This window comes from Enterobacter sp. MGH85 (assembly GCF_001037655.1).
Taxonomy (GTDB): Bacteria; Pseudomonadota; Gammaproteobacteria; order Enterobacterales; family Enterobacteriaceae; genus Enterobacter; species Enterobacter intestinihominis.
In genome coordinates, this window is record NZ_KQ089925.1 from 416,768 (window position 1) to 438,232 (window position 21,465).

Annotated in this window: 24 protein-coding genes; 7 read left to right on the forward strand and 17 right to left on the reverse strand. The window is 55.0% G+C overall.

The features are described from left to right. Window positions 1-134 precede the first annotated feature (134 nt). From rplI to rpsF, 4 genes are read right to left on the reverse strand one after another with little or no spacing between them, the layout of a single operon-like run. Complete coding sequence (gene rplI, locus SK51_RS01870; protein ID WP_006810372.1) at window positions 135-584, reverse strand: 50S ribosomal protein L9; 450 nt, start codon at window positions 582-584, stop codon at window positions 135-137. A gap of 41 nt (window positions 585-625) precedes the next feature. Further along, window positions 626-853, reverse strand: a complete 228-nt coding sequence (gene rpsR / locus SK51_RS01875; protein ID WP_000135199.1) for a 30S ribosomal protein S18 — start codon at window positions 851-853, stop codon at window positions 626-628. Between the two features lie 4 nt (window positions 854-857). Then, the gene (gene priB / locus SK51_RS01880; protein ID WP_022646836.1) at window positions 858-1,172 is read right to left on the reverse strand and encodes a primosomal replication protein N; all 315 of its coding nucleotides are present in this window, start codon (window positions 1,170-1,172) and stop codon (window positions 858-860) included. 6 nt (window positions 1,173-1,178) lie between these two features. Then, window positions 1,179-1,574 carry a 30S ribosomal protein S6 gene (gene rpsF / locus SK51_RS01885; RefSeq protein WP_003856034.1) on the reverse strand — a complete coding sequence of 132 codons (396 nt, stop codon included), beginning with the start codon at window positions 1,572-1,574 and terminating at the stop codon, window positions 1,179-1,181. A 340-nt stretch (window positions 1,575-1,914) separates the two neighbouring features. On the opposite strand from rpsF, the gene yjfY reads away from it, so the two are divergent. Then, window positions 1,915-2,190: a DUF1471 family protein YjfY gene (gene yjfY / locus SK51_RS01890; RefSeq protein ID WP_023299144.1), complete on the forward strand. Its 276-nt coding sequence runs from the start codon at window positions 1,915-1,917 to the stop codon at window positions 2,188-2,190. A gap of 133 nt (window positions 2,191-2,323) precedes the next feature. Here the strand turns inward: yjfY and SK51_RS01895 are convergent, their stop codons facing one another. The 6 genes from SK51_RS01895 to ulaA are packed head-to-tail and all read right to left on the reverse strand — an operon-like array spanning window position 2,324 to window position 6,731. Then, window positions 2,324-3,010 (reverse strand): L-ribulose-5-phosphate 4-epimerase, encoded by a 687-nt coding sequence (locus tag SK51_RS01895; protein ID WP_023305303.1) that lies wholly within the window; start codon window positions 3,008-3,010, stop codon window positions 2,324-2,326. Then, complete coding sequence (locus SK51_RS01900; RefSeq protein WP_022646833.1) at window positions 3,003-3,863, reverse strand: L-ribulose-5-phosphate 3-epimerase; 861 nt, start codon at window positions 3,861-3,863, stop codon at window positions 3,003-3,005. Before SK51_RS01900 ends, SK51_RS01895 begins: the two co-directional genes overlap by 8 nt. A gap of 9 nt (window positions 3,864-3,872) precedes the next feature. Then, on the reverse strand, window positions 3,873-4,523 hold the full coding sequence (gene ulaD / locus SK51_RS01905) for a 3-keto-L-gulonate-6-phosphate decarboxylase UlaD (protein ID WP_022646832.1): 651 nt from the start codon (window positions 4,521-4,523) through the stop codon (window positions 3,873-3,875). 12 nt (window positions 4,524-4,535) lie between these two features. Further along, window positions 4,536-5,003 (reverse strand): PTS ascorbate transporter subunit IIA, encoded by a 468-nt coding sequence (ulaC, locus tag SK51_RS01910; protein ID WP_023305302.1) that lies wholly within the window; start codon window positions 5,001-5,003, stop codon window positions 4,536-4,538. A gap of 9 nt (window positions 5,004-5,012) precedes the next feature. After that, window positions 5,013-5,318, reverse strand: a complete 306-nt coding sequence (gene ulaB / locus SK51_RS01915; RefSeq protein WP_003856022.1) for a PTS ascorbate transporter subunit IIB — start codon at window positions 5,316-5,318, stop codon at window positions 5,013-5,015. A gap of 12 nt (window positions 5,319-5,330) precedes the next feature. Next, the gene (gene ulaA, locus SK51_RS01920) at window positions 5,331-6,731 is read right to left on the reverse strand and encodes a PTS ascorbate transporter subunit IIC (RefSeq protein ID WP_023305301.1); all 1,401 of its coding nucleotides are present in this window, start codon (window positions 6,729-6,731) and stop codon (window positions 5,331-5,333) included. Between the two features lie 359 nt (window positions 6,732-7,090). Here ulaA and ulaG point away from each other — a divergent pair, with 359 nt between their 5' ends. Next, window positions 7,091-8,155, forward strand: coding sequence for an L-ascorbate 6-phosphate lactonase (gene ulaG / locus SK51_RS01925; protein ID WP_023299142.1), 1,065 nt, complete (start codon window positions 7,091-7,093; stop codon window positions 8,153-8,155). A gap of 110 nt (window positions 8,156-8,265) precedes the next feature. Beyond that, on the forward strand, window positions 8,266-9,021 hold the full coding sequence (ulaR, locus tag SK51_RS01930) for an HTH-type transcriptional regulator UlaR (RefSeq protein ID WP_003856014.1): 756 nt from the start codon (window positions 8,266-8,268) through the stop codon (window positions 9,019-9,021). Here ulaR and yjfP read toward each other — a convergent pair. Then, window positions 9,018-9,740: an esterase gene (gene yjfP / locus SK51_RS01935; RefSeq protein WP_023305300.1), complete on the reverse strand. Its 723-nt coding sequence runs from the start codon at window positions 9,738-9,740 to the stop codon at window positions 9,018-9,020. The genes ulaR and yjfP overlap by 4 nt on opposite strands. A gap of 137 nt (window positions 9,741-9,877) precedes the next feature. Here yjfP and bsmA point away from each other — a divergent pair, with 137 nt between their 5' ends. From bsmA to SK51_RS01950, 3 genes are all read left to right on the forward strand, one after another. Continuing rightward, window positions 9,878-10,207 (forward strand): biofilm peroxide resistance protein BsmA, encoded by a 330-nt coding sequence (gene bsmA, locus SK51_RS01940; protein WP_003856011.1) that lies wholly within the window; start codon window positions 9,878-9,880, stop codon window positions 10,205-10,207. A gap of 148 nt (window positions 10,208-10,355) precedes the next feature. Next, complete coding sequence (gene yjfN / locus SK51_RS01945) at window positions 10,356-10,631, forward strand: DUF1471 family protease activator YjfN (RefSeq protein WP_017694671.1); 276 nt, start codon at window positions 10,356-10,358, stop codon at window positions 10,629-10,631. A 170-nt stretch (window positions 10,632-10,801) separates the two neighbouring features. Then, window positions 10,802-12,733 carry a methyl-accepting chemotaxis protein gene (locus SK51_RS01950; protein WP_032676646.1) on the forward strand — a complete coding sequence of 644 codons (1,932 nt, stop codon included), beginning with the start codon at window positions 10,802-10,804 and terminating at the stop codon, window positions 12,731-12,733. Here the strand turns inward: SK51_RS01950 and SK51_RS01955 are convergent. Beyond that, window positions 12,730-14,352, reverse strand: coding sequence for an isovaleryl-CoA dehydrogenase (locus SK51_RS01955; protein ID WP_022646825.1), 1,623 nt, complete (start codon window positions 14,350-14,352; stop codon window positions 12,730-12,732). The genes SK51_RS01950 and SK51_RS01955 overlap by 4 nt on opposite strands. Before the next feature lie 195 nt (window positions 14,353-14,547). On the opposite strand from SK51_RS01955, the gene SK51_RS01960 reads away from it, so the two are divergent. Further along, window positions 14,548-15,822 (forward strand): MFS transporter, encoded by a 1,275-nt coding sequence (locus SK51_RS01960; RefSeq protein WP_023305299.1) that lies wholly within the window; start codon window positions 14,548-14,550, stop codon window positions 15,820-15,822. A 91-nt stretch (window positions 15,823-15,913) separates the two neighbouring features. Here SK51_RS01960 and rlmB read toward each other — a convergent pair whose 3' ends face one another. The 5 genes from rlmB to SK51_RS01985 all read right to left on the reverse strand — a co-directional run bounded on the left by rlmB (window position 15,914) and on the right by SK51_RS01985 (window position 21,408). Then, window positions 15,914-16,645: a 23S rRNA (guanosine(2251)-2'-O)-methyltransferase RlmB gene (gene rlmB, locus SK51_RS01965; RefSeq protein WP_003856001.1), complete on the reverse strand. Its 732-nt coding sequence runs from the start codon at window positions 16,643-16,645 to the stop codon at window positions 15,914-15,916. Window positions 16,646-16,709: 64 nt separating this feature from the next. Continuing rightward, window positions 16,710-19,151 carry a ribonuclease R gene (rnr, locus tag SK51_RS01970; protein ID WP_023299135.1) on the reverse strand — a complete coding sequence of 814 codons (2,442 nt, stop codon included), beginning with the start codon at window positions 19,149-19,151 and terminating at the stop codon, window positions 16,710-16,712. Between the two features lie 38 nt (window positions 19,152-19,189). Then, entirely contained in the window at window positions 19,190-19,615 is a 426-nt protein-coding gene (nsrR, locus tag SK51_RS01975) for a nitric oxide-sensing transcriptional repressor NsrR (protein ID WP_003855998.1), read from the reverse strand. 192 nt (window positions 19,616-19,807) lie between these two features. Continuing rightward, complete coding sequence (locus SK51_RS01980) at window positions 19,808-21,106, reverse strand: adenylosuccinate synthase (RefSeq protein ID WP_048207165.1); 1,299 nt, start codon at window positions 21,104-21,106, stop codon at window positions 19,808-19,810. A gap of 104 nt (window positions 21,107-21,210) precedes the next feature. Beyond that, window positions 21,211-21,408: a DUF2065 domain-containing protein gene (locus tag SK51_RS01985; protein WP_003855996.1), complete on the reverse strand. Its 198-nt coding sequence runs from the start codon at window positions 21,406-21,408 to the stop codon at window positions 21,211-21,213. Window positions 21,409-21,465: the final 57 nt, after the last annotated feature.

Below are 21,465 nucleotides of genomic sequence, written 5' to 3' on the forward strand. Positions count from 1 at the left end.
AATTGCGTTTCAATTTATTATCAGAGAATGCATCAGGAATAGCGGCCTTACAATCGCAAAACATGACGTAGGGTCACGCTAAAAAGCAAAACGCCGGCACAAGGCCGGCGCTTCGACGTGAGCAGAGTAAAAAATTACTCAGCTACTACGTTAACAACCAGTTTAGCGAACACTTCGCTGTGAACCTGGAAGTCAACTTCGTGCTCACCAGTGGTACGCAGAACGCCGTTCGGCATGCGAACTTCGCTCTTAGCCACTTTAACGCCTGCTGCAGTGACTGCATCAGCGATATCGCGGGTACCGATGGAACCGAACAGTTTACCTTCGTCGCCAGCTTTAGACGCGATGGTAACGGTGCCCAGTGCGTTGATTGCTTCAGCGCGAGCGTTAGCAGCCGCCAGAACGTCAGCCAGTTTGGCTTCCAGTTCAGCACGACGTGCTTCGAAAAACTCTACGTTTTTCTTAGTAGCTGGAACAGCTTTACCCTGTGGTACCAGGAAGTTACGAGCGTAACCCGCTTTAACGTTTACCTGATCACCCAGGCTGCCCAGGTTTGCTACTTTATCAAGCAGAATAACTTGCATTACCTTATCCTCTTAAAGTCGTATTAATGGACCGTGCCCGATTACTGATGACGATCAGTGTACGGCAGCAGAGACAGGTAGCGAGCGCGTTTGATAGCGCGAGCCAGCTGACGCTGATATTTTGCACGAGTACCGGTGATACGGCTTGGGACAATCTTACCGCTTTCGGTGATGTAGTTTTTCAGCGTTGCGATATCTTTATAGTCGATCTCTTGAACGCCTTCCGCGGTGAAACGGCAGAACTTGCGACGACGGAAATAACGTGCCATTTGGCTAGTCTCCAGTATCTATCAAATCAATCTGCTCGGCATGCAGAACCATTTTGCTCAGGCCGTTCTTTGCCTTGTGGCAAGAGATGAACCCCTGAACGATTACTGCACTACCGACCGTTAAACTGTGAGTAATGGCCTGGTTTTCGTGTCCGCTAATGATAACGGGCATTTGGCACCACGCCTGCCGGTGAAACCCGGCTTCCTCTTGCACAGAACGATGCTCAAGCACGAACTGGCAATGCGGAATTCCTGATGGGCTGACCTTTCGAAGGGGGGTCCTGCACACGGTGCCGGACAACACCAGACGGTTGGTCATCAGAAATTACTCTTCAGAATCCCCAGCATCAGAATCATCTGCGGTTTCGTTTGCGAAATCATCGCGACGCTCACGGCGCTCGTCTTTCGCTTTAACCATCGGAGATGCTTCGGTCACTGCGTGTTTGGTACGCATAACCATGCTGCGGATAACGGCATCGTTGAAGCGGAAGGTAGTTTCCAGCTCATCAATCACTTCCTGCGGCGCTTCAACGTTCATCAGAACGTAGTGAGCTTTGTGCAGTTTGTTGATTGGGTAAGCCAGCTGACGGCGGCCCCAGTCTTCCAGACGGTGGATCGTGCCTTCTGCACCAGTGATGGCAGCAGAGTAACGCTCGATCATACCCGGAACCTGTTCGCTCTGGTCAGGATGGACCATAAAAACGATTTCGTAATGACGCATCGAATTGCTCCTTACGGATTATTCAGCCTCCTGTCTGGGTCAGCCGAGGCCCGGGGAGGCAAGGAACGTGTTAAAGGTCGGCTGAAAAATTGACGCGTCATAATACTTGCGCGCCCCGCTAAACACAAGGTGATTGCACAAATAATTCGCACAAAGGGTAAAGCTGTTCTAAGTGGGTGATTTAAAATCTCACTTATCAGAAACGCTGTTTTTTTGAACAACACCATCAGAAATGGTCACCCATCGCAACCCGAGTAGCGATTACACTTTAATCAGAAGCCTTAAGCAGAGAAGGAGAGCATTACCCCATATCACAGCACGCAGTTGTGGAGCGCATATCATGAAAAGAATCGCATTCGCCATTTTGGCTGCGCTTTTGCTCAGTGCAAACGCGATGGCAGCCATCAAGATAGACAGCCGACAGGCCAGAAACATGGATGATGTGCAGAGCTTAGGCGTTATTTACATCAATCATAACTTCGCCACTGAAAGTGAAGCAGATCAGGCGCTTAATGAAGAAACCGATGCGCAGGGCGCAAAATACTATCACGTCATACTGACACGTGAGCCCGGCAGCAACGGCAATATGCGCGCCAGCGCAGATATTTACCAGTAACGCTTTATCTCCAGCACCAGGAAAGCCAACGAAAATCATAGCTATATATGATTGCCCCCTGCCGGGGGCTTTTTTTATGAATGGCTCCGGAATACCACCGGTTACAACAGTTTCGGTATTCCAGAGCACTTATTCACTTCTGCCCGTAATAAGCATTCGGGCCGTGCTTACGCATGAAATGCTTGTTCATCAGATAATCATCAATGCCCTGAAGCTGTGGGTTAATGCCGCGCGCAATCCACGCCATTCGAGCCACCTCTTCCATCACCACCGCGTTATGCACGGCGTCATGCGCATCTTTACCCCAGGAGAATGGACCATGCTGGTACACCACAATACCCGGCGTATGCAGTGGTTCCGTCTCACCCAGCGTTTCGATAATGACCTTGCCGGTGCTAAGTTCGTACTCGCCTTCGACCTCAGCCTGCGTTAACGCCCGCGTGCAGGGAATATCGCCGAAGAAGTAGTCCGCGTGCGTCGTACCCAAAGCAGGGATCGCCAGCCCGGCCTGTGCCCAGGCGGTGGCGTGCGTGGAATGGGTATGCACAACACCACCCAGGGACGGGTAACGCTGGTACAGCGCCAGATGGGTTGCCGTATCTGAAGAAGGACGCCATTTGCCTTCAACAACGTGTCCTTCCAGGTCAACCACCACCATATCGTCCACTTTCATGGCGTCATAGGCCACGCCGCTCGGCTTAATCACCACCAGCCCCCGATCGCGATCGATGGCGCTTACGTTGCCCCAGGTAAACGTCACCAGTCCATAGCACGGGAGATCCATATTGGCCTCAAAGACCTGCTGTTTCAGCTTAAGCATGTTCCGCCTCCAGTAAGCCTGCCCGCGCCATGCGCTCGCGCACCCAGTCCCGGGCTTTCGCCACTTCTGCCGCCGGGTCGTCCGCGGTTTCGCTCCACATCTCAATCAGGTAAGGTCCGCAATAACCTGTCTGTTTGAGCGTCTGGAAGCACCGTTCGAAATCCACCACCCCGGTGCCGAACGGTACGTTTTTAAACACGCCGGGACGGGTATCTTTTACGTGCACCGCCACGATATGCCCGATGCCCGCCTGAAGCTCCATCTGTACGTCGTTATCCCATGCCGACAGGTTGCCGATATCCGGATAAAGCTGGAACCACGGATTGTTCAGATAGTGCGCGTAGCCCAGCGCCTTGCTGATGGAGTTCATCAATGGATAATCCATGATCTCCATCGCCAGCGTCACCTGCGCACGGCTTGCCATCTCAACGCTCTCTTTCAGGCCGTCACGGAAACGACGGCGCGTCTCATCGTTGGCTTCCTGATAGTAAACATCGTAACCCGCCAGTTGGATCACGCGGATGCCAACATCCTGTGCAAAGCGAATGGCTTTACGCATGATCTCCAGCCCTTCGGCGCGTACGGCATCATCTTCGCTGCCAAGCGGAAAACGACGGTGAGCGCTCAGGCACATGGATGGCACGCGCACGCCGGTTTCGGCAATGGCGCTCACCAGCGCCAGACGCTGGTCGCGGCGCCAGTCCAGGCGAGAAAGACGCTCGTCCGTCTCATCCACCGACATTTCGACAAAATCGAAACCCAGCTGCTTCGCCAGCTGTAACCGCTCCAGCCAGCACTCCCCCGCAGGGAGTGCCTTTTCATAGATGCCAAGCGGGACCTGTTTTGACAACATACCCGCTCCTTAACCCCAAAGCTGAGCGATTGAGCGTTTAAACTGACGCGCAGCTTCCACCGGAGATTCCGCATCGCGAATGCTACGACCGGCAATAAAGACGTGGATTGGAATACCCTTGAACAGCGGCAGATCTTCCAGCGCCAGACCACCGGTCACGGTCACTTTGAAGCCCATATCGGCCAGGCGTTTGATCGCGTTGATATCGGCTTCGCCCCACGCCACACCTGCGGCCTGCGCATCACGGCTGCGGTGATAAACCACCTGCTGGATACCCGCTTCGCGCCACTCCTGTGCCTGCTCCCAGGTCCAGAAGCCGGTCAGTTCAATCTGCACGTCGCCGTTGAACTCTTTCGCCACGTCCAGCGCGCCTTTCGCAGTGTTGATATCTGCACAGCAGATCACGGTGACCCAGTCGGCGTTGGCTTCAAAGCACATGCGAGAGAGAATTTTGCCCGCATCGGCAATTTTGGCATCCGCCAGCACGATTTTATGCGGATAGAGCGCCTTCAGGTCACGAACCGCACGAACGCCTTCGCCCACGCACAGAATGGTGCCGACTTCGATGATGTCCACCTCTTCCGCAATCAGACGGGTGGTTTCGTAAGCGTGAGACAGCGTCTGGTTATCCAGCGCGACCTGCAACATTGGTAATGACATTTTCAATTCCTCTTAAACGGCCGCCGCAGCGGCGTTATCAATTAAATCCAGCACGTCCTGCGCGGTACGGCAGGCACGTAAACGGTCAAAATTAGCTTCGTCATCAAACAGGTTAACGATCTGCATGATGCCCACCTCCTGGTGGGTGTTGGCATCGACAGCTGCCATGGTGATCAGAATGTCGACCGGGTCGTTATCTTCGTGGTTGAACACCAGCGGGGTTTTCAGCGTCACCAGCGCAAAACCGGTTTTCTTGACACCCTCTTCCGGGCGGCCATGCGGCATTGCCAGCCCCGGGGCAATCACAAAATAGGGGCCGTGCTGCGCCACGCCATCCAGGATGGCCTGGTAATAACGCGGCTCGACAACGTCCGCCTTAACCAGCAGGTCCACGCTCAGCTTCACCGCTTCCTGCCAGGTACTGGCTTCGGCCTGTAAAAGGATGGAGTTATTCTCAGCCAGCGAATCACGTAGTTTCATGTGGCATCCTTACTTCACGTCTTGTGGGAAGTGCTCTTTGATCACTTCCAGCAGTTTTGGCCCAAAATCCGCAGGCGACAGCATGTTGCGCACGCCTACCACGTATTTGTTGCCCGACACGCTAATCTCGCCGGCAATGTGCGTTGAAGCGATGATGATGTCCGCGCCGTTCAGTTCACTTTTGTATTCACCCACTGCGCAGCTGTTCACCGTGTGGTCAATGTTTGACTGGGTTAAAAACTGGTCCACTTTCATTTTCATGATCATGGAGCTTCCTTGCCCATTGCCACACACAGCAAGGATACGTACGGTCATAATCGAAACTCCTTAGTGAGCAGAAACTTCTGCTGTTTGTTTTTCCGCATCTTCTTCAGCTCGCAGCGAACGGCCAGCGAAGAACATATAAGTCAGTGCAATCAGGATGATGACGGCCATAAAGACCAGCCCGACGGACGCAAAGCCCTGCATCATCGGCGGTGCCAGAATTGACCAGTCCGCCATGCCCATCCAGGCGCTCATGCCGGTGAGCTTGACCGCCCACACGCACCCGAAGATTTCAACCATGCCCATCACCAGGCAGATCTTGAGCGCGGCGCGCCATCCGCCGAAGTGGTTAGCAAACACGCCGATAGTGGCGTTGGAGAAGAACATCGGGATAAAGCCAGGAATAATCAGGATTGAGGAGCCACAGCCCACCAGGATGCCGACCGCAATCAGCTGGCCGATGGTGCCCCACATAAAGCCCCAGACGACGGCGTTTGGCGCAAAGCTATAGATAGCCGCACAGTCAATCGCCAGCACCGCGCCAGGGATCAGGCGCTGAGAGATACCGTTGAACGCTTCCGACAGCTCGGCGACGAACATACGCACGCCCTGAGTGATGATGAAAATGGCCACGGCAAAGGAGAAACCGGTTTGCAGGATATAGACCGTCCAGTGGGTTTTACCCGCCATCACCTGCACCACGTCAATGCCAAAGGAGAGCAGGATGGCACCGAAGAAAAGGGTCATCACAATCGCCGTGGAGACGATGTTGTCGTGGAAGATATTCAACCAGCCAGGCAATTTGAGGTCTTCAACACTCTCCTCTTTTTTACCCAGGTACGGTGCAACTTTGTACGCAATCCAGGAGGCGAACTGCTGTTGGTGACCGATGGAGAAGCCGCAGCCGTCAGTAACGTCCTGCGTTGGCTTATACATCATGTTGGAGGTGATGCCCCAGTAAAGCGAGACCAGCACTGCCGTGCAGATGACCGTGGTCCACATTGGGTAGCCGAAGATATAGAGAGAAACGGCAATCAGCCCCGCCTGCTGGAACATGATGTGCCCGGTGAGCATGATGGTGCGAATACCGGTGATGCGGCGCAGGAGCACGTAAATGATGTTCAGCGCCAGCGCGAGCAGTACCGCATACCCAACCCAGCTGTACGCATCCCCCATGCGATCGATGGTGGCCATCATGGACGCGTAAGTGTCAGAGATGGCGCCGTTAATGCCATATACCTCAGACATTTTGGCAACGACCGGCTTAAACGTGCTGGTCAGAATGCCAGACCCCGCCTGCAACAGCATAAAACCAATGATGGTTTTGATGGTGCCTTTGATAATCACGCTGACGCTTTTGCGCAGCAGGATGTACCCCAGGCACGTCACGATACCCAGCAACAGCGGGGCGTTGGTCATTACCTGATTAAAGAAAACGGTAAAGACGTTGTAGAGGATCTCCATAACTCTCTCCAGAAAATGAGAACACGAGGGGCAATCCCTGTGTGGTTGGTGTCATAACTCTATTAATCACAAATAATCACCACAAGATTGCATTTGATTATTTGTGACGGATCACGCAATTTATTTCCATGGAGTTAGTAATGATTTTCACTACCGATCCAGAAAGATAAATAAATTCTTAATTTTCAATATATTAATTATATGTAGCGGTTATCTTAACAACGACGAGGTGTATTTTCTGTGATGTGGCGAGGGGAATTTTCCGCAAATCAGCCATTGCAAATCGATTCAAACAGTGCCAGCATTAATCACAACAAGTCACAGTATGATTACTTTTGATTAAAACCAGGAGTCAAACGATGAGTAAAGTGAAAACCATCACCCGTGAATCATGGATTTTGAGTACCTTTCCGGAGTGGGGTAGCTGGCTGAACGAAGAGATCGAGCAGGAACAGGTTGCTCCTGGCACATTTGCGATGTGGTGGCTTGGATGCACCGGGATCTGGCTGAAATCAGAAGGCGGCGCCAACATTTGTGTTGATTTCTGGTGCGGCACCGGCAAACAGAGCCACGGCAATCCACTGATGAAAAAAGGCCACCAGATGCAGCGTATGGCCGGCGTTGAAAAGCTCCAGCCGAACCTGCGCACCACGCCTTTTGTGCTTGATCCTTTCGCCATTCGCCAGATCGACGCCGTTCTTTCTACCCACGATCACAACGATCATATCGACGTGAACGTGGCGGCAGCGGTAATGCAAAACTGCGCGGACGACGTACCCTTTATCGGGCCGCAGACCTGCGTGGATTTGTGGATTGGCTGGGGCGTGCCAAAAGAGCGCTGCATTGTGATGAAGCCGGGCGACGTGGTGAAAATCAAAGACGTTGAAATTCACGCGCTGGATGCCTTTGATCGCACCGCGCTGATCACCCTGCCTGCCGACCAGAAAGCCGCAGGCGTACTGCCAGACGGGATGGACGAGCGCGCAGTGAACTACCTGTTCAAAACGCCTGGCGGTTCCCTGTATCACAGCGGTGACTCTCACTACTCCAACTACTACGCGAAGCACGGTAACGAGCACCAGATTGACGTGGCGCTTGGCTCTTACGGTGAAAACCCGCGCGGGATTACCGACAAAATGACCAGCGCGGACATGCTGCGCATGGCCGAAGCGCTGAACACCAAAGTGGTGATCCCCTTCCACCACGATATCTGGTCAAACTTCCAGGCCGATCCGCAAGAGATCCGCGTCCTGTGGGAGATGAAAAAAGACCGACTCAAGTATGGTTTCAAGCCGTTCATCTGGCAGGTTGGCGGCAAGTTCACCTGGCCGCTGGATAAAGACAATCTCGAGTACCACTACCCGCGTGGTTTTGATGATTGCTTCACCATTGAGCCAGACCTGCCGTTCAAGTCCTTCCTCTGATTGTGCAGCCCAATCGCCAGACACAGTGTCTGGCGATGTCATATTTAATTTAGTAATTTCATGCTATTTCAAATATCATCTTTTCAAATCAATTCTTTTCGGAATAGCTCATGACGGAAGCGCAACGGCATCAAATTTTACTGGAACTCCTGGCGCAAACAGGGTTTATCACCGTCGAGAAAGTGATCGAACGTTTAGGGATCTCCCCTGCTACCGCGCGGCGGGACATTAACAAGCTGGATGAAAGCGGCAAGCTGAAAAAAGTCCGCAACGGCGCAGAGGCCATCAGCCAGCAGCGTCCACGCTGGACGCCGATGAATATTCACCAGGCGCAGAATCACGATGAAAAGGTGCGGATTGCCAGAGCGGCATCACAGCTGGTGAATCCCGGGGAAAGCGTGGTGATTAACTGCGGCTCGACAGCGTTTTTACTGGGCCGAGAGATGTGCGGCAAGCCGGTGCAAATCATTACCAACTATCTGCCGCTGGCCAACTATCTCATTGACCAGGAACATGAAAGCGTGGTGATCATGGGGGGCCAGTATAACAAGAGCCAGTCCATAACCCTGAGCCCGCAGGACAGTGAAAACAGCCTCTACGCCGGGCACTGGATGTTTACCAGCGGCAAAGGCCTGACGGCGGATGGCCTGTATAAAACCGATATGCTCACCGCAATGGCAGAGCAGAACATGCTCAACGTGGTGGGTAAACTGGTGGTGCTGGTCGACAGCAGCAAGGTCGGTGAACGCGCCGGCATGCTTTTCAGCCGCGCCGAGCAAATCAGCATGGTGATCACCGGCAAAAACGCCAACCCCGAGATCCTCAGCAAGCTCGAGGATCAGGGTGTCACGGTGCTGCGCGTTTAAAGGTGCTGACGGAAAAACTCCACGGTGGCTTCCAGCGCAGCCGGAGTAATACGGTGCCGGACACCGGCACCCCACAGGCAGGTCAGATTGCTGTCCAGCCCTTCACGCTGTAGCGCCTGTTGCAGACGGAACGTTTCACCGGGCGGTACGACATCGTCGGCATCCCCATGCCACAGCAGCAGGGGACGATCGGCCAGCTGCGAAAGCGCATGGCTGACGTCCCATTCAGACAACAGGGCTTCAATCTCCTGAGGTGCCTGCGGCGGGAACAGCGTCTTTGCCAGTGACATAAAGTAGCCCGATCCCATCAGGCAAGCCACGGGCGTCACCTCCGGATGCCTGGCCATGATCCCCAGCGCCGTCATTCCGCCCATTGATGCGCCTGCGACCGCCAGCCGTTTCCCCTCCACCAGCCCGGCCTGTAAAAGCGCGTCACGCAGCCCGGCGAACTCGGTCAGATTGCCGTGCAGCGTTTGCCAGAACAGCCCCAGCCGCGCCTGTTCATCGCCCGTAAAGCGTGCCCCATGATTCGGCGCATCAGGCATGACCACCCGGAAACCGGCCTGCGCCAGCGCGACGGCAAAATAGCTGTAGACCAGCTTTGAGGAGAGAAAGCCATGATAGAAAACTACCGTCGGTAGCGGCTGTTCACCTTTACCAGCCGGAAAAGCATGGATGATTTCATGCTCACTAAGCAGGCGAGTTTCAATTTCAATCATTGTCGATCCTGTGCTGATGAATGATTCATAATGTTGAGAGCTGGATTACGGTTTCACGATATTTTCATTCGAAATCTACGTCCCAGATAACACTTCGGGAACATTCCCCCAAAACTAAATTCGCAGACCACTACACTATGGCTATCAGGAAAAGAGACAGGTTTATGCGCAGGCTTACCGCTTTATTGCTGGTCTCACTGCTCAGCGGATGTTCCGTATTGCAGGGTACGCCAGAGCCGGCACCGCCGGTTACCGATCATCCTCAGGAGATTCGTCGTAATCAGACGGAAGGATTACAACGCCTGGGAACCGTATCCGCGATGGTTCGCGGTTCACCGGATGATGCAGAAGACGCAATTGAAGCACAGGCCGTTGCCGCAAAAGCAGATTATTACGTCATCACGATGATTGATGAAACCATTATTACGGGACAGTGGTATGCACAAGGCATTTTGTACCGTAAGTGAGCATCATCATTTGAACGACCTTTACACTGCTTTGCGTCCGTAGACATTTTCCTGTCCACAATAAACTCCATGCCAGCAACAATGGAAATGAGTTTATTCGCGAAGGATTGCCCGGCGGATACCGGAGACACGTGAAAAGGAGCTGACGATGAAACGAACCCTTGCTTTAACGACGCTATTGCTTTCAGCGGGCCTGCTGAGCACCACGGCGCAGTCGGCTGAATTTGCCAGCGCGGATTGCGTCACGGGCCTGAATGAGATTGGTCAGATCTCCGTCAATAATATCACGGGGAGTCCGCAAGACGTTGAACGTGTCGTCGCCCTGAAGGCCGATGAACAGGGCGCATCCTGGTATCGCATCGTCCAGATGCAGGAAGATAACCATGTTAATCACTGGCGCGTGCAGGCTATTCTTTATGCATAATCCCCTCCGATAAAAGCCACTTAATTTTAGTGGCTTTTCACTTTTGCAAATTTTTTATCTCTCCCGAAACTCAATAAAAACAAACACGTAACATTCAGTTACATTAAACAGATAAACGTTCTCTCCGCTCTGCCGTTGAACAGCCATCACTTTTCAATAATGAGCAATATATGATCACCTTTTTCCGCCGGGCAGGACTGGGCACGAAGCTATCGCTGCTAACAGGTGTAAGTGTCGCTACGCTTTTTTTGCTGTTCACTTTCCTGTTGAGCCACAACGCCAGCCAGCAGCTTGAAGATCTTGCGGTTGAAGACCTGCATAACCAGTCCACCGGCATGGTGGATATGGTAGAGATGTTCAACACCAGCCTGAGCGAAGAGGTTGAAAGCTATACCCGTCTGTTCACCACCTTTTTGCCACAGCCATTAAACAGCGACAGCAGCCAGAGCCGGACCATAAATGGGCTTACCGTTCCTTTGCTGAAAGGCGGCGAAACGGAGTTGCATGAAAACAATACGCTTTCTGATGACTTCCTGAGCCGAACGGGAGCCATCTCGACGCTGTTTGTCCGCAGCGGTAACGATTTTGTCCGCGTGGCGACGTCGCTGCGCAAAGAGAATGGCGACCGCGCCATCGGAACCGTTCTTGATACCACCAGCCCGGCATTTGCCGCCGTCACTAAAGGGGAGGTCTATCGTGGCCTCGCGCTGCTGTTCGGCAAGCGCTATATCACGCAGTACCAGCCTGTTAAGAATGCGGAAGGCCAGGTTATCGGGATTATCTTTGTCGGCGTGGACATCACCCATTCGTGGAACGTCATGCGCGAGAAAATCCTTAACCGTCGTCTGGGCGAGAGCGGTCACTTCTTTGTACTGGATCGCAGTAGCGGCAAAACGCGCGGACAGTATCTGTTCCATGCCAGCGAAGAGGGCAAACTGCCTAACTGGGACACGGCGACACAGCAGCAGCTTCTGAGTGATAAAGCCGGCACGCTGGAACGCGTGAGCGCGGATGGCCGTACGCTCAAAGTTGCCTACACGCCGCTGCCGGGCTGGAACTGGACCATCGTGGGTGAAGTGGATAAAGCCGTACTGCTTTCAAGCGTCACCACACTGCGCGATCGCTTCCTGATGGCGGGCGTGGTGCTATCCGCTCTCTTCGCGGGCCTGTTCGTTATCCTCATTCGCCGGATGCTAACCCGCCCACTGCGCGAGGTGATCGCGCTTGCCCGGCAGTATGCCGCAGGCGATCTGCGCGCCAGCCTGCCGGTTACCCGCCAGGATGAAGTCGGCCAGCTGATTGACGCCATCAACGGGATCGCGGAAGGCCTGCAAAAAATTGTGTTGCAGGTCCGCGAGGCCGCAAGCGAGATCCATCTGGGGACTAACGCGCTGGCTTCAGACACCGGCGAGATCTCTGAACAGATCAACAAGCAGGCCAGCAGCGTTGAGGAGACCTCCGCCAGCATGGAGCAATTAGCCGCCACCGTGCAGCAAAATGCCGCCAACATGGAGCAAACGCAGCAGCTGGTGGGTGAAACCTCGCGCGCGGTGCATCAGGGTGGAGAGACGGTGACCCACGCAGTCTCCACCATGGATGATATTCGCGATGCATCGAAACGCATTGAAGACATCACCCGCGTGATTGAGTCCATCGCTTTCCAGACCAATATCCTGGCGCTCAATGCGGCGGTTGAAGCGGCGCGGGCGGGCGAGCACGGGAAAGGTTTCGCAGTGGTGGCACAAGAGGTACGCGCCCTGGCCGCACGCAGCGCCAACGCGGTAAAAGAGATTGAACAGCTGATTGGGGATACGCTGAACAAGGTGAGCGAAGGCCATGCGCTGTCTGAGCAGACGCGTCTGGCGATGGATGCCATCATTGTTCATATCGATAACATCAGCCAGCTTGTCACTGAGATCAACCACGCCTCCCGCGAGCAGTCGGCGGGAATTGGCCAGGTGAATCTGGCGATGACGCACATCGGTGAGGCATCGCACATCAATGCCGATCGCATCTCACGCAGCGAGCAGACAGCACAGACGCTGCGCGAGAAGGGTTCACATCTCACCCGGCTGGTGAGCCTGTTCCAGCTGAAGGCTTAACCGACCCGGCCCGTGGCGCGCAGCAGCAGGTCGTTTTGCACCTGCTCGCTCATCAGCGTGCCGCCCCGGGTATCCAGCATCATGCGGCACCACGCCTGCGCCACGGGCGGCGATGCGTGCCGCAGCATTTGACTTCCGGCCCCGAGTAAAAAGAGCTGCTGCGCGATCTCCCTGCCCTGCGCTTCCTGCGGTTTCCGCAGCTTCTGCTGTAGCTGACGCCAGCTGCGATCGAAGTGCCTGTCCTGACCTTTGACCTGCGCGAAATCATCGGCGAGCAGGTCGAGAATGCCCGGCTGCTTCGCCAGCACGCGCAGTACATCCAGGCACATAATATTGCCAGAGCCTTCCCAGATGCTGTTGACGGGCATTTCACGGTACAACCGCGGAAGCTCACTCTCTTCGCAATAGCCTGCACCGCCCAGCACCTCCATTGCCTCTGCCACAAACGGTATACCCGCTTTGCAGACGCTGTATTTTGCCGCCGGAGTGAAAAGCCGCGCCCATGCGGCTTCCTGCGGGTCGTTGCGGTTGTCCCACGCCCGGGCGAGTCGGAACAGCAGTGCCGTGTGTCCCTCCAGCACCAGCGCCATACGGCTTAGCACGTCGCGCATTAACGGCTGGTCGATCAGATTTTTGCCGAAGGTCTGCCGCTGATGGGCATGATAAAGCGCCACCGAGAGCGCACGGCGCATCAGTCCGTGACTGCCCAGCGCGCAGTCAAAGCGCGTCAGCCCGCCCATCTTCAGAATTTGCCGGACGCCTTCCCCCTCTTCGCCCAGCAGCCAGCCGGAAGCATCAAGAAATTCAGCCTCACTGCTGGCATTTGAGCGGTTGCCGAGCTTGTCCTTCAGACGCTCAAGGCGCACGGCATTACGTTGCCCGTCGGGTAAGAAACGCGGGACAAAAAAGCAGGACAACCCGCCCTTCGCCTGCGCCAGCACCAGATGCGCATCGCTCTGCGGCACGGAGAAAAACCATTTGTGCCCCACCAGCCGGTAACTGCCATCGCTGCATTTCTCTGCTTTGGTAGTATTACTGAGTACGTCCGAACCGCCCTGCTTTTCCGTCATCCCCATGCCGATCAGCAGGCCGCGCTTTTGCGCCCCCGGCGCGAGATGGGGGTCGTAGCGATCGCTCATCAGCGGCGTTAACCACTCATGAAACGGTTTGGGCAGCGACCGTTGCAACAGCGGCGTGGCCGCAAAGGTCATGGTCACCGGGCAAAGCGTTCCCGCCTCTACCTGAGCATGAAGTACGAAACGCGCGGCCCTGGCGACGAAAGATCCTTTCCGCGCCTCCTCCTCCCACGCCAGGTTGTGCACCCGGTTGGCGCAAAGCCCCTGCATCAGAAGATGCCATGCCGGATGAAAGCGGACGTCATCCAGCCTCGCTCCCGTGGCGTCATAACGCAGCAGCTCCGGCGGATTAACGTTCGCCAGTCTGCCCAGCTCCAGCGACTCTGCCGTACCCAACTGCTGGCCGATGCTGGCAAGAAGATCCACATCCCACTCAGCCCCTTCGCGCGCTACCGCATCGCGCAGGGCGCAATCAGAGAGAAAAAGGTTGCTGTTCGATAGCGGTGCGGGTTGATTAAAAACGGTATGTGTCTGCCAGTGCATGCTGTCTCCCTCCTTTCATTGGCAATAAAGGTAAGTATGGACAGAGGGCATGCACGCTGCATGGGAGGGGGGTCACACGATGACGATCGTGTTGATATCATTCGTGAAATAGCTCACAGAACATAAGAATAAACTATTTCATTACTTCACTAATGCTGAATAATTTATTCTTACCCCGTTTTTGTGAGGATCGTTATGCAACAGGATGCGCACAAGCGTGCATTAATTGCAGGCTCCATCGGTAATTTCATCGAGTGGTATGAATTTGCGGTCTATGGTTTTCTGGCAACGGTGATTGCCAGAAACTTCTTCCAGCTTGAGGGGGAAGCGGAGCTCACCAGCCTGATCCTCACCTGGGCCTCATTCGCCATCGCTTTCTTCTTCCGCCCGCTGGGTGCGGTGGTCTTTGGCCGCATTGGCGACAGGATTGGCCGTAAACCGACGCTGATTATTGTGCTGGTATTGATGACGCTCGCCACCGCTGCCATCGGTATTGTGCCGGTCTACGCCAGTATCGGGATTGCCGCGCCGCTGATCGTTACACTCCTGCGTATTCTGCAAGGACTGTTCGCGGGCGGTGAGTATGGCGGCGCGGTCTCGTTGATGACGGAGTTCGCCCCGCGCGGCAAGCGCGGTCTTTACGGGGCATGGCAGTCCTTCACCGTGGCGCTCGGGCTGTTAGCAGGCGCAGGCATTGTCGCGTTGCTCTCTGCCCTTCTCTCCCCTGAAGCCTTGCACGACTGGGGCTGGCGCATTCCGTTCTTCCTGGCGTTGCCGATGGGTGCGGTCGCGCTATGGCTGCGGGTAAGCATGGAAGAGACACCGAGCTTTGTGCAGCAACGGGAAAAACCGGTTGTTACTCAGGCCAGCACCGCCGCCACGTTCAAAACCATTCTGATGGGCATTGGTCGCGTGATGGTCTGGTCTGCGGCGGGTTATACCTATCTGGTGATTATGCCGACCTATCTGCAATCTGCGCTGCACACCGGTTTTAACCAGGCGCTGCTGATTGCGGTGATTTCTAACATTGGGTTTGCGTTCACGATCATTCCGTCGGGCATGCTGAGCGACAGGATCGGGCGGCGGACGGTGATGATTATCGCCACCGTGCTCCTGCTGATCCTCGCCCTGCCGCTGCTGAAAATTTTGCAGGCGGAGTCCAGCACGCTGGCTGTCAAAGCGATTGTAGTGCTGATTGCGGGAGGTCTGGTTGGGATGCTGGCAGGGCCGGGGCCGGCAATGCTGTCTGAGATGTTCCCGACGCGCGTGCGTTATACCGGGCTGGGGCTGGCCTATTCTCTGTCGAATGCGATCTTCTCGGGCTGTGCGGGGCTGATCATTACCGGGCTGATTAAAGAGACGGGCAATCTGGATATTCCGGCGTACTACGTGATGGCAACGGCGGTGGTGAGTATTTTCGCGCTGATGACGCTGAGAAAGGATGACCATTTGCGGTCGTTAGAGGAGTGAGATTGTTGCCCGGTGGCGCTGCGCTTACCGGGCCTACGGTACCATGCTTTTGTAGGCCGGGTAAGGCGAAGCCGCCACCCGGCACAACAGGCTACCCGCGCTGACGCACCGCTTCAAACAGGCAGATACCCGTCGCAACAGAAACGTTCAGGGACGATACGCTGCCCGCCATCGGGATGCTGATCAGCTCATCGCAGTGCTCGCGGGTCAGGCGACGCATGCCTTCACCTTCTGCCCCCATCACCAGCGCCATACGGCCGGTCATTTTGCTCTGATACAGGGTGTGATCCGCTTCACCGGCCGTGCCGACGATCCAGATATTTTCTTCCTGCAACAGACGCATGGTGCGCGCCAGGTTAGTCACGCGGATCAGCGGAACGTTTTCCGCCGCGCCGCAGGCCACTTTTTTAGCGGTAGCGTTAAGCTGCGCGGAACGATCTCTTGGCACAATCACCGCATGCACGCCTGCTGCATCGGCGCTACGCAGGCACGCGCCCAGGTTGTGCGGGTCGGTTACGCCATCGAGGATCAGGAAGAACGGGTTATCCAGCTCAGCGATCAGATCCGGCAGATCGTTCTCCTGATACTGACGGCCCGGCTTCACGCGCGCGATAATGCCCTGGTGTACAGCACCTTCGCTTTTCTCATCCAGATACTGACGGTTCGCCAGCTGGATCACGACGCCCTGCGCTTCCAGCGCGTGGATCAGCGGCATCAGACGTTTGTCTTCACGCCCTTTCAGAATAAAAACTTCCTGAAAACGCTCCGGCGCGCGCTCCAGCAGGGCCTGCACCGCGTGGATGCCGTAAATCATTTCACTCATTGATGGTTCTCGTAATAAATATTTTCCCTCTCCCCGTTGGGGAGAGGGTCAGGGTGAGGGGAAATTACTCCGCCTGCTGTTTCTTCGCCGCGCGCTTCGCTTTGGTTGCGGCCGCTATTTTTTGGGTCTTGGTCGACGGTTTTTTCGCTTTACGAGCGTCTTTTTTCGCCGCCTTGGGCTTCTGCTGCTTCTCGCCACGGAAGGCGCTGTCTGGCTCAAAGTTTACTCTTTTACCTGCCTGACGTCGCTTGCCGCCCGCTTTACCGTTGCCGCCTTTTTTCGCTTTCTCACGCTCGGTTTTCCCGACGTTACGCGGAGCACGTTCGCTGGAGATGAGGCTGAAGTCGATTTTACGGTCGTCCATATTCACGGCTTCAACCTTCACTTCCACCCGATCGCCCAGACGGTAGGTCTGACCGCCGGATTCACCGATCAGACGTTGTCCGACCTGGTCGAAGCGGTAGTAATCGTTATCAAGGCTGGAAACGTGCACCAGACCGTCGATAAACAGCTCATCCAGACGTACGAAGAAGCCAAAGCCGGTGACGCTGGCAATCACACCTTTAAAGACGTTACCCACCTGATCCAGCATAAAGTCACACTTCAGCCAGTCCGCCACGTCGCGCGTTGCTTCATCCGCACGACGCTCGGTCATGGAACAGTGCTGGCCCAGTTGCAGCATCTCTTCCATGGAGTAGTGATACCCACCGGTTTCGGTCGTATTGCCTTTGTGACCCTGCTCGTGCGCCAGCAGATACTTGATCGCACGGTGCAGGGACAGATCCGGATAACGGCGAATCGGCGAGGTAAAGTGCGCATACGACTGTAACGCCAGACCAAAGTGGCCCCGGTTTTCCGGATCGTAAATCGCCTGCTTCATGGAACGCAGCAGCATGGTTTGCAGCATTTCCGCGTCAGGACGATCGCTGATGGATTCCAGCAACTCGGCATAATCGCGTGGCTCAGGCTTATTGCCGCCAGGCAGTTCCAGGCCGAGTTCGGCCAGCACGGAACGGAACGAGGTTACGGCTTCCGTGGTTGGCTTATCGTGAATACGGAATAGCGCAGGCTCTTTGGCTTTCTCAACGAAACGTGCCGCCGAGATGTTCGCCAGGATCATACACTCTTCAATCAGCTTGTGCGCATCGTTACGCTGAGTCTGCTCGATTCGCTCGATACGACGCTCAGCGTTAAAGATGAATTTCGCTTCTTCACTCTCAAACGAAATCCCACCGCGCTCTTCGCGCGCCTGATCCAGCGTTTTGTAGAGGTTGTGCAGCTCTTCGATGTGTTTGACCAGCGGCGCGTACTGTTCGCGAAGATCCTGATCGCCCTGCAACATATGCCAGACCTTGGTATAGGTCAGGCGCGCATGAGAACTCATCACCGCTTCGTAGAACTTATAGCCCGTCAGACGTCCCTTGCTGGAGATGGTCATTTCGCAGACCATACACAGGCGGTCCACCTGCGGGTTGAGGGAACACAGGCCGTTCGAGAGCACTTCTGGCAGCATCGGTACAACCTGCGACGGGAAGTAGACCGACGTACCGCGGCTGCGCGCTTCGTTATCCAGCGGCGTGTGTGGACGTACGTAATAACTCACATCCGCGATAGCCACCCACAGACGCCAGCCGCCACCGCGTTTTTTCTCACAGTACACGGCATCATCGAAGTCACGGGCGTCTTCACCATCAATGGTGACCAGCGGCAGATCGCGCAGATCCACGCGGCCTGCTTTGGACTCTTCCGGCACTTCTTCACGCAGGTTTTCGATCTGGTCTTCAACCGCTTTCGGCCAGACGTAAGGAATTTCATGGGTGCGCAGCGCCATATCAACGGCCATGCCGGTGCCCATGTTATCGCCCAGCACTTCGACGATTTTACCTACCGCTTTGGTACGGCGGGTCGGGCGCTGGGTAAGTTCAACCACTACCACAAAGCCCATGCGTGCGCCCATCACCTCTTCAGGCGGGATGAGAATGTCGAAGCTCAGACGGCTATCGTCCGGCACCACAAAGCCTACGCCCGCATCGGTAAAGTAACGGCCTACAATCTGGCTGGTTTTCGGCACCAGCACGCGGACCACGCGCGCTTCGCGGCGGCCTTTACGATCTGCACCCAGCGGCTGCGCCAGGATCTGGTCGCCGTGAATACACATCTTCATCTGTTCGGATGAGAGGTACAGGTCGTCTTTACGGCCTTCCACGCGCAGGAAGCCGAAGCCATCGCGATGACCAATAACGGTGCCTTTCAGCAGATCGAGGCGTTCTGGCAGCGCGTAGCACTGGCGACGAGTAAAGACCAGCTGGCCGTCGCGCTCCATGGCGCGCAGGCGGCGGCGAAGGGCTTCAATTTGCTCTTCACCCTCAATGTTTAATTCAACGGCAAGTTCTTCACGATTGGCGGGTTTTTCGCGTTTTGTTAAGTGTTCAATGATGAACTCGCGGCTGGGGATAGGATTCGCGTATTTTTCGGCTTCGCGTTCCTGGAAAGGATCTTGTGACATGTCGGTTCCTCCGTTGTCAGCTCCGGTGGAAATTTTCTTCATTCCACCAGCAATAATTTATAAAGCGGTTGATTCTCTTCAACCAAATCGGCCAGCGTGTAGTTATCCAGTTCCTTGAGAAAACTTTGCACGGCCTTTGAAAGCGCCTGTTTCAGGCGGCAAGCGGGCGTAATGTGGCAAAACGCGCTGCTACAGTTCACCAGAGATAGCGGCTCCAGTTCACGTACCACATCGCCGATACGGATACTCTGTGCCGGTTTACCGAGACGGATCCCTCCATTCTTCCCGCGGACGGCAGCAACGTATCCGGCACGACTAAGTTGATTGATTATTTTGACCATATGATTACGGGACACACCGTACACCTCTGTGACTTCAGAGATGCTGGTCATCTTCCCATCGGGTAACGACGCCATGTAAATCAGCGCGCGTAAGCCGTAATCGGTGAAACTTGTTAACTGCACATCAACCTCAGGAAAAAGGGAAAACGCGGTCAAACCGCAGAGATATTCATTAATGATGATAAACCAGCCAGATAGTTAGCGGCTAATTTATTTGACAGACGGGGCGAAAAAGCGGAGATCCAGGAGCGGTCGCCGGATGGCGCTGCGCTTATCCGGCCTACGGGTTTCCCCGCAGGCCAGCAGTCACGAAGATTATGCGTCGAACGGGTCGCGCAGGATCATCGTTTCAGTACGATCCGGGCCGGTAGAAATAATATCGATCGGCACTTCGGTCAGTTCTTCAATACGCTTAATGTAGTCCAGCGCAGCTTTTGGCAGGCCACTACGTTCTTTCACACCGAAGGTGGTCTCAGACCAGCCCGGCTTGGTTTCGTAGATTGGCTCAATGCCTTCCCAGTCGTCAGCGGCCAGCGGAGTGGTAGTCACTTCGCGACCATCTGGCAGACGATAGCCCACGCAGATTTTCACTTCTTTCAGGCCGTCCAGTACGTCCAGCTTGGTCAGGCAGAAGCCAGACAGGGAGTTGATCTGCACAGCACGACGCACGGCAACGGCGTCCAGCCAGCCGGTACGACGACGACGACCGGTGGTTGCGCCAAACTCGTTACCCTGCTTGCAGAGGAACTCGCCGGTTTCATCAAACAGCTCGGTCGGGAATGGACCTGCACCCACGCGAGTGGAGTACGCTTTGATGATGCCCAGAACGTAATCCACATAACGTGGGCCCAGGCCGGAGCCAGTTGCCACGCCACCCGCGGTGGTGTTAGAGGACGTTACGTACGGATAGGTACCGTGGTCGATGTCCAGCAGGGTACCCTGCGCACCTTCAAACATGACGAAATCGCCACGCTTGCGCGCCTGGTCCAGCAGATCGGACACATCAACAACCATGCCGGTCAGAATGTCAGCAATCGCCATGACGTCATCCAGCACTTTCTGGTAGTCAACGGCTTCGGCTTTATAGAAATTCACCAGCTGGAAGTTGTGATATTCCATCACTTCTTTCAGTTTTTCAGCGAAGGTCGCTTTGTCGAAGAGGTCGCCCACGCGCAGACCGCGACGAGCCACTTTATCTTCGTATGCCGGGCCGATGCCACGACCGGTAGTGCCGATCGCTTTCGCGCCACGCGCTTTTTCACGCGCCACGTCCAGCGCCACATGATAGTCCAGGATCAGCGGGCAGGCTTCGGAGAGCAGCAGACGCTCACGAACAGGGATACCACGGTCTTCCAGACCTTTCATCTCTTTCATCAGCGCAGCTGGAGACAGCACAACGCCGTTACCGATGATGCTGGTGACGTTTTCGCGAAGAATGCCTGATGGAATAAGATGGAGGACGGTTTTTTCACCGTTGATTACGAGAGTATGGCCTGCGTTGTGACCGCCCTGGTAGCGTACAACATATTTAGCCCGTTCAGTCAGAAGATCGACAATCTTCCCTTTACCTTCGTCACCCCATTGGGTGCCCAGTACGACGACGTTGTTACCCATTTTTTTCAAAATCACCGTTTGCTTAAAAATGGATTCTACCATCGCTTTTTCAGATATACAGCACTTTTTGACCCTAAAATATGCCGATTGCGGTTAGTTTTTGATCAGCCAATCGTTTTCCTCAACATGTAGTAGATAACGATACCGGCAACCACAAGTCCACCACCAAAACGACGCAAAATATTGTCCGGAAGTTGGCTCATTGTCGCGATCATCCGTCGCCATGCGCGTGGATAGAGCATCGGGCCGAGGCCTTCCAGCACCAAAACCAAAGCCAGTGCGAGCCAGATCGTTGAATTCATTTTTCATCCTTATAAAAGAAAACCACCGCTCCGTGAAGAGCGGTGGTTTGAATACTC

Excerpts from the sequence above, each read along its gene's own strand:
- ulaB (WP_003856022.1), bottom strand. The coding sequence starts at position 5,318 with ATGACCGTACGTATCCTTGCTGTGTGTGGCAATGGGCAAGGAAGCTCC.
- rplI (WP_006810372.1), bottom strand. The coding sequence starts at position 584 with ATGCAAGTTATTCTGCTTGATAAAGTAGCAAACCTGGGCAGCCTGGGT.
- SK51_RS01985 (WP_003855996.1), bottom strand. The coding sequence starts at position 21,408 with ATGAATTCAACGATCTGGCTCGCACTGGCTTTGGTTTTGGTGCTGGAA.
- SK51_RS01955 (WP_022646825.1), bottom strand. The coding sequence starts at position 14,352 with ATGCACTGGCAGACACATACCGTTTTTAATCAACCCGCACCGCTATCG.
- SK51_RS01950 (WP_032676646.1), top strand. The coding sequence starts at position 10,802 with ATGATCACCTTTTTCCGCCGGGCAGGACTGGGCACGAAGCTATCGCTG.
- yjfN (WP_017694671.1), top strand. The coding sequence starts at position 10,356 with ATGAAACGAACCCTTGCTTTAACGACGCTATTGCTTTCAGCGGGCCTG.
- rlmB (WP_003856001.1), bottom strand. The coding sequence starts at position 16,645 with ATGAGTGAAATGATTTACGGCATCCACGCGGTGCAGGCCCTGCTGGAG.
- rpsR (WP_000135199.1), bottom strand. The coding sequence starts at position 853 with ATGGCACGTTATTTCCGTCGTCGCAAGTTCTGCCGTTTCACCGCGGAA.
- ulaG (WP_023299142.1), top strand. The coding sequence starts at position 7,091 with ATGAGTAAAGTGAAAACCATCACCCGTGAATCATGGATTTTGAGTACC.
- yjfY (WP_023299144.1), top strand. The coding sequence starts at position 1,915 with ATGAAAAGAATCGCATTCGCCATTTTGGCTGCGCTTTTGCTCAGTGCA.
- ulaA (WP_023305301.1), bottom strand. The coding sequence starts at position 6,731 with ATGGAGATCCTCTACAACGTCTTTACCGTTTTCTTTAATCAGGTAATG.
- ulaC (WP_023305302.1), bottom strand. The coding sequence starts at position 5,003 with ATGAAACTACGTGATTCGCTGGCTGAGAATAACTCCATCCTTTTACAG.
- rnr (WP_023299135.1), bottom strand. The coding sequence starts at position 19,151 with ATGTCACAAGATCCTTTCCAGGAACGCGAAGCCGAAAAATACGCGAAT.
- yjfP (WP_023305300.1), bottom strand. The coding sequence starts at position 9,740 with ATGATTGAAATTGAAACTCGCCTGCTTAGTGAGCATGAAATCATCCAT.
- rpsF (WP_003856034.1), bottom strand. The coding sequence starts at position 1,574 with ATGCGTCATTACGAAATCGTTTTTATGGTCCATCCTGACCAGAGCGAA.
- priB (WP_022646836.1), bottom strand. The coding sequence starts at position 1,172 with ATGACCAACCGTCTGGTGTTGTCCGGCACCGTGTGCAGGACCCCCCTT.
- bsmA (WP_003856011.1), top strand. The coding sequence starts at position 9,878 with ATGGCTATCAGGAAAAGAGACAGGTTTATGCGCAGGCTTACCGCTTTA.
- SK51_RS01895 (WP_023305303.1), bottom strand. The coding sequence starts at position 3,010 with ATGCTTAAGCTGAAACAGCAGGTCTTTGAGGCCAATATGGATCTCCCG.
- ulaD (WP_022646832.1), bottom strand. The coding sequence starts at position 4,523 with ATGTCATTACCAATGTTGCAGGTCGCGCTGGATAACCAGACGCTGTCT.
- SK51_RS01900 (WP_022646833.1), bottom strand. The coding sequence starts at position 3,863 with ATGTTGTCAAAACAGGTCCCGCTTGGCATCTATGAAAAGGCACTCCCT.
- SK51_RS01980 (WP_048207165.1), bottom strand. The coding sequence starts at position 21,106 with ATGGGTAACAACGTCGTCGTACTGGGCACCCAATGGGGTGACGAAGGT.
- SK51_RS01960 (WP_023305299.1), top strand. The coding sequence starts at position 14,548 with ATGCAACAGGATGCGCACAAGCGTGCATTAATTGCAGGCTCCATCGGT.
- ulaR (WP_003856014.1), top strand. The coding sequence starts at position 8,266 with ATGACGGAAGCGCAACGGCATCAAATTTTACTGGAACTCCTGGCGCAA.